The sequence below is a fragment of the Umezawaea sp. genome (genome assembly GCF_057122925.1).
Map to the genome: position 1 here is coordinate 85,999 of NZ_DBNGPQ010000008.1, position 8,056 is coordinate 94,054.

At 73.9% G+C, this 8,056-nt stretch carries 10 protein-coding genes; all 10 read left to right on the forward strand.

The window, feature by feature from the left end:
* The first annotated feature begins 83 nt into the window (after positions 1-83).
* The 10 genes from AC156L_RS01130 (at position 84) to AC156L_RS01175 (ending at position 7,803) form a co-directional block, all read left to right on the forward strand.
* Positions 84-695, forward strand: a complete 612-nt coding sequence (locus AC156L_RS01130) for a TetR/AcrR family transcriptional regulator (protein ID WP_330881448.1) — start codon at positions 84-86, stop codon at positions 693-695.
* 51 nt (positions 696-746) lie between these two features.
* Positions 747-1,145, forward strand: coding sequence for an SRPBCC family protein (locus AC156L_RS01135; RefSeq protein ID WP_330881470.1), 399 nt, complete (start codon positions 747-749; stop codon positions 1,143-1,145).
* Positions 1,146-1,243: 98 nt separating this feature from the next.
* Positions 1,244-2,404: an LLM class flavin-dependent oxidoreductase gene (locus AC156L_RS01140; RefSeq protein WP_330881450.1), complete on the forward strand. Its 1,161-nt coding sequence runs from the start codon at positions 1,244-1,246 to the stop codon at positions 2,402-2,404.
* A 7-nt stretch (positions 2,405-2,411) separates the two neighbouring features.
* Positions 2,412-3,752, forward strand: a complete 1,341-nt coding sequence (locus tag AC156L_RS01145; protein ID WP_330881452.1) for an NtaA/DmoA family FMN-dependent monooxygenase — start codon at positions 2,412-2,414, stop codon at positions 3,750-3,752.
* Entirely contained in the window at positions 3,749-3,901 is a 153-nt protein-coding gene (locus AC156L_RS01150) for a hypothetical protein (protein ID WP_330881454.1), read from the forward strand. Before AC156L_RS01145 ends, AC156L_RS01150 begins: the two co-directional genes overlap by 4 nt.
* Entirely contained in the window at positions 3,898-4,260 is a 363-nt protein-coding gene (locus AC156L_RS01155) for a YciI family protein (protein ID WP_330881456.1), read from the forward strand. Before AC156L_RS01150 ends, AC156L_RS01155 begins: the two co-directional genes overlap by 4 nt.
* Complete coding sequence (locus tag AC156L_RS01160; protein WP_330881459.1) at positions 4,257-5,486, forward strand: RNA polymerase sigma factor; 1,230 nt, start codon at positions 4,257-4,259, stop codon at positions 5,484-5,486. The genes AC156L_RS01155 and AC156L_RS01160 overlap by 4 nt, the downstream gene beginning before the upstream one ends.
* A gap of 68 nt (positions 5,487-5,554) precedes the next feature.
* Positions 5,555-6,280, forward strand: coding sequence for a dihydrofolate reductase family protein (locus AC156L_RS01165; RefSeq protein WP_330881460.1), 726 nt, complete (start codon positions 5,555-5,557; stop codon positions 6,278-6,280).
* Between the two features lie 29 nt (positions 6,281-6,309).
* A complete protein-coding gene (locus AC156L_RS01170; protein WP_330881462.1) occupies positions 6,310-7,056 on the forward strand; it encodes a type 1 glutamine amidotransferase domain-containing protein in 747 nt (248 codons plus the stop codon).
* Positions 7,057-7,119: 63 nt separating this feature from the next.
* Positions 7,120-7,803, forward strand: coding sequence for a hypothetical protein (locus AC156L_RS01175; RefSeq protein ID WP_330881464.1), 684 nt, complete (start codon positions 7,120-7,122; stop codon positions 7,801-7,803).
* Positions 7,804-8,056 lie beyond the last annotated feature (253 nt).

Consider the following 8,056-nt stretch of genomic DNA (forward strand, 5'->3'; position numbering starts at 1 on the left):
CTTTTGATGTCGGATATCATCGCGACGGGCCGGAAGCCGACCCCGGCGCGCGGCGGTGCCGTCTTGTCGAGGAGGTGTCCGAGGTGCCACGCATCACCCAGGAGCAGAAGAAGCTCAACCGCGAGAAGATCGTCCGGGCCGCGGGCGAGGGCTTCCGGCTGCGCGGCGTCGACGGGATCGGCATCGAGGAGCTGATGAAGGCCGCCGGCATGACGCACGGGGGTTTCTACAACCACTTCTCCTCGAAGGAGGACCTCGCCCTGGAGGTCTACCGCCAGGGCTTCGCCGACTCGCTCGCCGCGCTCGCCGCCGTCCGCGGGGCACACCCCCGCTCCGCGCGGGCGGCCCTGAACGACCTGGTCGACGGGTACCTGACGGCCGACCACCGCGACCACCCGGAGACCAGCTGCCCCTCGGCCGCCCTGGCCGCCGACGCGGGCCGCCACGGCGCCGCGTTCCAGGCCGAGTACCGACGCGGGCTGGACGGGTACTTCAGCGGCATCACCGAGATGGTGCTCGATCGCGCGCGCCAGTCCGGCGCCGAGCCGACCCCCGCGGAGGCGCGCGAGCAGGCGGTGGCCCTGTTCTGCCAGATGGTCGGCGCGATGGTGGTCTCCCGCGCCGTCGCCGAGGACGACCCCGCGCTGTCCGACGAGGTCCTGGCGGCCAACCGCAAGCAGCTCAAGCGGCCGTGACGCGGCGCCCGGCCCCTCGCGGAGGACCGGTAGGCTGACCGCATCGCCACCATCCGCCAGTCGTTCACGGTCGACGCCCACCCGAAGCACGTGTGGGCGGGCCTGCGCGAGGTGGGGGCGGTGCACGAGCGGCTCATCCCCGGCTACGTGACGGCGACCAGGGTCGAGGGCTCGCACCGGTACCTGACGATGGCCGACGGCTGGGTCGTGCACGAGCTGATCGTCACCGTGGACGACCGGGCGCGACGGCTCGCGTACGCCGTCGTCGAGGGTTCCCGGCCGGAGCTGGAGCACCACCACGCCTCGTTCGAGGTGTTCGCCGACGGGCCGGGCGGCAGCCTGGTCGTGTGGACCACCGACGTGCTGCCGGACGACCGCGCGCCCGAGGTCCGGCTGCGCGTCGAACGCGGCTCGCAGGTCATGGCGCTGGCGCTAGCACGAAAAGTCTGACCCGACCAGGTCTCCCGCATCCCGGACGTCGCAGCGCGATCCCCCTCCTCGCTGCGACCCTGGCGGGGACGGCGAGTTCGGGTGAGAAGAGGGTCGGCATGCCAGGCAGGTCACCACTGCACCTCGCGGTAGCGCTCGACGGCGCGGGCTGGCACCCGGCCGCCTGGCGCGAGGCCGACGCGAGGCCGCGGGAGCTGTTCTCCGGGCGGTACTGGACGGACCTCGTCGGGGAAGCCGAGCGGGGGCTGCTCGACTTCGTGACGATCGAGGACTCCCTCGGCCCGCAGTCGACGCTGCTCGACGGGCACGACGACCGGGTCGACCAGGTGCGCGGACGGCTGGACGCGGTGCTGATCGCCGCGCGCGTCGCGCCGAGGACCAGCCGCATCGGACTCGTGCCGTCGGCGGTCGTGACGCACACCGAGCCGTTCCACCTGTCGAAGGCCGTCGCGACCGTGGACCACGTGAGCCTCGGGCGGGCCGGGTTCCGGCCCGTGGTGTCCGCGAGGTCCAGCGACGCCAGGCACTTCGGCCGCCGCGACGTGCCGGTGCTGGAGGGCGTCGACCCGACCGACCCCCTGCTCGTGGACCTGTTCGAGGAGGCGGCCGACCACGTCGAGGTCGTCCGGCGGCTGTGGGACAGCTGGGAGGACGACGCCGAGATCCGCGACACCGCCACCGGGCGGTTCGTGGACCGGGAGAAGCTGCACCGGATCGACTTCGAGGGCCGCTGGTTCTCCGTGCGCGGTCCGTCGATCACCCCGAGGCCACCGCAGGGGCAGCCGGTCGTGAGCGTGCTGGCGCACGCCGGTCCGGCCTACCGGCTGGCGGTCCGGGCGGCCGACGTCGTGCACGTGACGCCGTTCGAGACCGCCGACGTGCACCGGATCCTCGCCGAGGTGGCGGGGGTGTCGCACGTGTTCGGCGAACTGGTGGTGTTCCTGGACGACGTGCCGGGCGCGGCGGCGTCGCGCAAGGAGCGGCTGGACTCCCTGGCGGGCCAGGACTTCACCTCCGACGCGCTGGTGTTCACCGGCACGGCGGGCGAACTCGCGGACCTGCTGCTCGGGTGGCGGGAGGCGGGGCTGACCGGGTACCGGCTGCGGCCCGGCGCCGTGCCGCACGACCTGGAGGCGATCACCCGCGCGCTGGTGCCGGAGCTCCAGCGCCGCGGCGCCTTCCGCACGGAGTACGAGGCCGGCACCCTGCGCGGGCTGCTCGGCCTGCCCCGCCCCGCCAACCGCTACGCCCCCGCGTGAGGACGACATGACCAAGCCGCGCAAGCAGGTCCACCTGGCCGTGCACTTCCCCGGCGTGAACAACACGACGGTGTGGAGCGACCCGCGGTCGGGCAGCCACATCGACTTCAGCTCGTTCGAACACCTCGCGAAGACCGCGGAGCGCGCCAAGTTCGACTTCCTGTTCCTGGCCGAGGGGCTGCGGCTGCGCGAGTACGCGGGCCGGATCCACGACCTGGACGTGGTCGGGCGGCCCGACACGTTCACCGTGCTGGCCGCGCTCGCCGCCGTGACCGACCGGCTCGGGCTGGCCGGGACGATCAACTCCACGTTCAACGAGCCCTACGAGGTGGCCCGGCAGTTCGCGACGCTCGACCACCTGTCCGACGGGCGGGCGGCGTGGAACGTCGTGACGTCGTGGGACGCGTTCACCGGCGAGAACTTCCGCCGCGGCGGGTTCCTGCCCGCCGACCAGCGCTACGAGCGGGCCGAGCGGTTCATGCGCACGGCGTGGGAGCTGTTCGACTCGTGGAACGGCGTGGAGGTGCTCGCCGACCGGGAGAGCGGCCGGTTCGTGAGCGATCCCGCCGCCGGGGCGTTCACCCACCACGACGACCACTTCGCCATCGAGGGGCGCTTCGCCGTCCCCACCAGCCCCCAGGGCCGTCCGGTGATCTTCCAGGCCGGTGACTCCGACGGCGGCCGCGAGTTCGCCGCCGCCACCGCGGACGCGATCTTCAGCAGGCACGGCGAGTTCACCGCTGGCCAGGCGTTCTACGCCGACGTCAAGGGCAGGCTGGCCAGGTACGGGCGCGAGCACGAGGACCTGCTGGTGCTGCCCGCCGCGACCTTCGTGCTGGGCGACACGGACGCCGAGGCCCAGGACCTCGCGGCCGAGGTGCGGCGGCAGCAGACCAGCGGCCCCACCGCGATCCGCCTGCTGGAGGAGGTGTGGAACCGCGACCTCAGCGGCTACGACCCGGACGGCCCGCTGCCCGACGTCGACCCGGTCGCGGGCGAGAACACCGTCGTGAAGGGCAGGGCGAGCGTGCGGCAGCACCGCGACCCGTTCGCGGTCGCCCGGCAGTGGCGGGAACTGGCCGAGGCCAAGGGTCTGTCCATCCGCGACCTCGCCATCCACGTGTCCGGCGAGCAGACCTTCATCGGCTCACCGGCGACCGTCGCCGAGACGATCAACCGCGCGGTGCAGGAGGACGCCTCCGACGGCGTGATCCTGGTCCCGCACATCACCCCCGGCGGGCTGGACGAGTTCGCCGACAAGGTCGTGCCGCTGCTCCAGGAGCGCGGCGTGTTCCGCACCGAGTACGAGGGCACCACCCTGCGGTCGCACCTCGGTCTGCGCCCGTGACGCCGCTACCACCCGAGGACGCGGTCCTGGACTCGCTGACCGGCGCCCACGCCCACCTCGCGGAGTCCGGGGGCCGGGCGTTCGTCATCGCCCGCACACCGGGTGCCGCCGCGCCCGTCCACGCCCGCGCCGGCACGATGGGGCCGTGAAGTACCTCATGCTGATCTACGGCAACGAGACCGTCTGGAACAGCCTCCCGCCCGCCGACCTCGCGGCGCTCATCGACCGCGTCGACGCGTTCAACCAGGAGCTGCGCGAGTCGGGCGAGCTGGTCATGGCCGAGGGCCTCGTCCCGCGGGCGCGCTCCGTGCGGACGGGGGCGGGCGCGCCGGTCGTCACCGACGGCCCGTACCTGGAGGCGAAGGAGTACGTCGGCTCGATGTTCGTGGTCGACGTCGAGAGCGAGGACCGCGCGCTGGAGATCGCGAAGTCCTATCCGGGGATCCGCTTCGCCGAGGGGGTCGGCGGCGGCCTGGAGGTGTGGCCGCTGATGGTGCGCGGCCGGTGACCGCGGTCGAGGACCTCCTGCGGGACCTCGCCCCCCGCGTGCTCGGCACGCTCGTGCGCCGCCACCGCGACTTCGCCCGCTGCGAGGACGCCGTGCAGGAGGCGCTGATCGCCGCCTCGGAGGCGTGGACGCGGGCCGGTGCGCCCGAACACCCGCGGGGCTGGCTCACCACGGTCGCCCAGCGGCGGTACGTCGACCAGGTGCGCGGTGACGCCGCGCGCGAACGGCGTGAGCTGGCGGTGCTGGACGCCACCCCGCGCGACGCGCTGGTCGCCGCGCCCGCGGACGCGGAACCGGTGCGCGACGACCTGCTCGAACTGCTGTTCCTGTGCTGCCACCCCGCGTTGACGGAGCCGTCGCAGGTGGCGCTGACGCTGCGGGCCGTCGGCGGGCTCACCACGCCGGAGATCGCGGCGGCGTTCCTCGTGCCCGAGAAGACCATGGGCCAGCGGATCTCCCGCGCGAAGCAGCGCCTCCGCGAGGTGGGGGCCCGGTTCGAGCTGCCGCCGGAACCCGAGCCTCGGCTGCGGGTCGTGCTGCACGTGCTGTACCTGGTGTTCAACGAGGGCTACAGCGCCAGCGCCGGTCCCGACCTGCACCGGGTCGACCTCACCCGGCAGGCCCTCCGGCTCACCCGCGACCTGCGCGACCGCCTCCCCGACTCCGGCGAGACCGCGGGCCTGCTCGCGTTGATGCGGCTCACCGAGGCGCGCGGCCGGGCTCGCACGGGGCCGGACGGCGTCCTGGTCCCGCTGGCCGAGCAGGACCGGTCGCTCTGGGACCGCACGGCCATCGCCGAGGCGACGGCGCTGCTGCACCACAGCCTGGCGACGCTCCCGCTCGGCCCGTACCAGGTGCAGGCGGCCATCGCCGCGCTGCACGACGAGGCGGACTCCGTCGAGACCACCGACTGGCCGCAGGTCCTCGCCCTGTACGACCTGCTGGACCGACTGGCGCCCAACCCGGTCGCGTCGCTCAACCGGGCCGTCGCGCTCGGGATGGTCCACGGCCCCGCGGCGGGGCTGGAGGCCGTCCGCGACCTGGAGACCGGGGTCCTCGCGGGCAACCACCGCCTGCTGGCCGTTCGCGCCCACCTGCTCGACCAGGCCGGGGACCGGTCCGCGGCCTCCGCGTGCTTCCAGGAGGCGGCCCGGTTGGCGGGCAGCCACCCCGAGCGGCGGTTCCTGCTGGGACGGGCCGAGGAAGTCCTGACGAACCGGACGTAGAAGTCGCCGCGACGGCTCCGATCCACTGCGAACGCGCCCACCGGGCGCCGTGGACCGAGGAGTTCGACATGACCAGGGTGACAGCGCAGGTGTCCGTGTCGCTGGACGGCTTCTACGCCGGACCGAGGCACGACGGCGGGGGTGACTGGCTGGCCTCGGAGGAGGCCGCGGGCTTCTTCCGCGTCACGCGCTGGGCGGCCGAGGCGTCGGCGTGGCGCGAACGCCAGGGCTTCGCGGGCGGCGAGCCGGACGTGAACTCCGACATCATCGCGGAGACCTTCGCGTCGGCGGGCGCGTACGTGATGGGGCGGCGCATGGCCGACGGCGGCGAGGGGCCGTGGGGCGACGAACCCCCGTTCCGCGCGCCGGTCTTCGTCGTGACCCACCGGCCCCGCCCGGTGCTGCGGCGGCGGGGCGGCACCAGCTTCACCTACGTGACCGACGGCGTCGCCGCCGCGGTGGAGCGGGCCCGTGCCGCGGCGAACGGCAAGGACGTCGCCGTCGCGGGCGGCGGCGACCTCGTGCGGCAGGTGCTCGACGCCGGTCTGCTGGACGAGCTGGAACTGCACGTGGTGCCGGTCGTGCTCGGCAGGGGCCTGCGCCTGCTGGACGTCCTCGACCTGCCGTCCAAGGAGGCCGTCGAACTCGTGCCCACCAGGGTCGTCCACACCCCGCGGGTCACGCACCTGCGCTACTCGGTGCGCGGTCGCGCGCCGCTGGTGCTCGACGACCGCGGTCGCGGCGGCGGTCCCGTCGAGGTCGTTGCGACGACCGACCCCGCTCCACGCGCCTGACGACGGCGCGGGTTTGGTAGACAACCACCATGCGAGTCCTCGTTCCGCTGCCCGACCGCGACTTCGACGTGACCGAGGTGGCCGTGCCGTGGCGGCTGCTGCGCGACGCGGGCCACGAGGTCGTGTTCGCCACCGAGCGCGGCACGACCCCGGCCGCCGACCCGCTGCTGCTCACCGGCGTCCTGTTCGGTCAGCTCGGCGCGGAACCGGAGCCGCGGCGGTTCTACCGGGAACTGCTCGACGACGAGGCCTACCGGAGCCCGGTGAGGTGGTCCGACCTCGAACCCGACGCCCACGACGGCCTGCTGCTCCCCGGCGGGCACGCGCCGGGGATGCGGCAGTACCTCGGCAGCGCCGAGCTGCGGGCGCACGTGCTGGCGTTCTGGCGCCTCGGCCGCCCGGTCGGGGCCATCTGCCACGGCGTCCTCGTGCTCGCCCGCACGATCGACCCGGCGACCGGCCGGTCGGTGATCGCCGACCGGCGCACGACGTGCCTGCCGAAGTACCTGGAGCGCACGGCCTACTACCTGACCGCGTGGCGGCGTGGCCGCTACTACCGGACGTACCCGGCGTACGTGCAGGACGAGGTCGTCGCGGCGCTGGACTCGCCGACCCGGTTCGACCGCGGCCCGCTGGCGCTGGCCGAGCGCGGCACCGCGACCGACGACGGCCCGGCGTTCGCGGTGCGCGACGGCAACTACGTGTCGGCCCGCTGGCCGGGCGACGCGTACCTGTTCAGCCGCCGCTTCCTCGAACTCCTCGACCCGAACGAGTGAATCCGGGGGTTGGTACCCGCCGAATCGCGTTTTCTTGTCGGTGCTCGTCGCGACCATCGACGCATGGCGAACAGACGCAGGATCGGTGGTGCCGGGGGCGGTTCGGACAAGGCAGGCAGCGGGCTGGCGCCGGTGGGCGTGGCGGTGGTGGCGCTGGGTGTGTTCGGTGCCGGCGCGACGGGCACCAGCACGGGCGTGCTGACCTCGGCGGGCGGCGGCGGAGCGGCGGGCGGCGGAGCGTCCGCCGGTGAGAGCCTCGTGGTGCGCAAGGCGGAGAGCGGGAAGGCCGCGCGCAAGGGCGATTCCGGGGCGGCCTGGCGGCGGATGGGTCTGCGCGAGGGGAAGAGGGCGGTGAGGCAGGACGCGGAGTGCCTCGTCGCGTCGCACGGCGAGGTGCGGGAGTTCTTCCTGCACACGCCCTGCACGTCGCTGGACCGCGTGCTGTTCACCGTGCTCGACGGCGTGGGCAACAGCGCGGTCGTCTCGGTGGCGTGGGTGGGTTTCCGCACGAGACGCGAGGTGTCGGACTTCAAGTCCGTGATCGACAGACCGGGCAGCGGGGACATCCGCCCGCTCGCGGGTTCGCTGCTGGACGTGGCGGACATCCGGTTCACCGGGCTCAACTACGGGTCCGACGTCAAGGGGAAGGAGATCACCATCGCGGAAGCCGAAACGGCGACCGGCGCGGTGGCACCGGACGTGCTCGACGCCGTGGCGGAGGTGGCCGCACTGCTCCCCCGCCCGTGACACCTGCCCGGAGACTCCCCGGCGCGCAGGGGTTCGACTCCGTGCCCGGTGAAACGCGCGGGCGGTGCTGACGGGAGGCAGCCCGAGCCGGGATGCCGGTGGTGTGCCTGCCCGACCGCCGCGGAACCCCAGAAGCCCCGGAACGCCGGACGCTGAGGCATTCCGGTCGCTGAGGCATTCCGGCTGCCGAGGAAGCCCGGCTGCCGAGGAAGCCCGGCTGTCGCGGCATCCCGGCTGTCACGGAAGCCAGGCC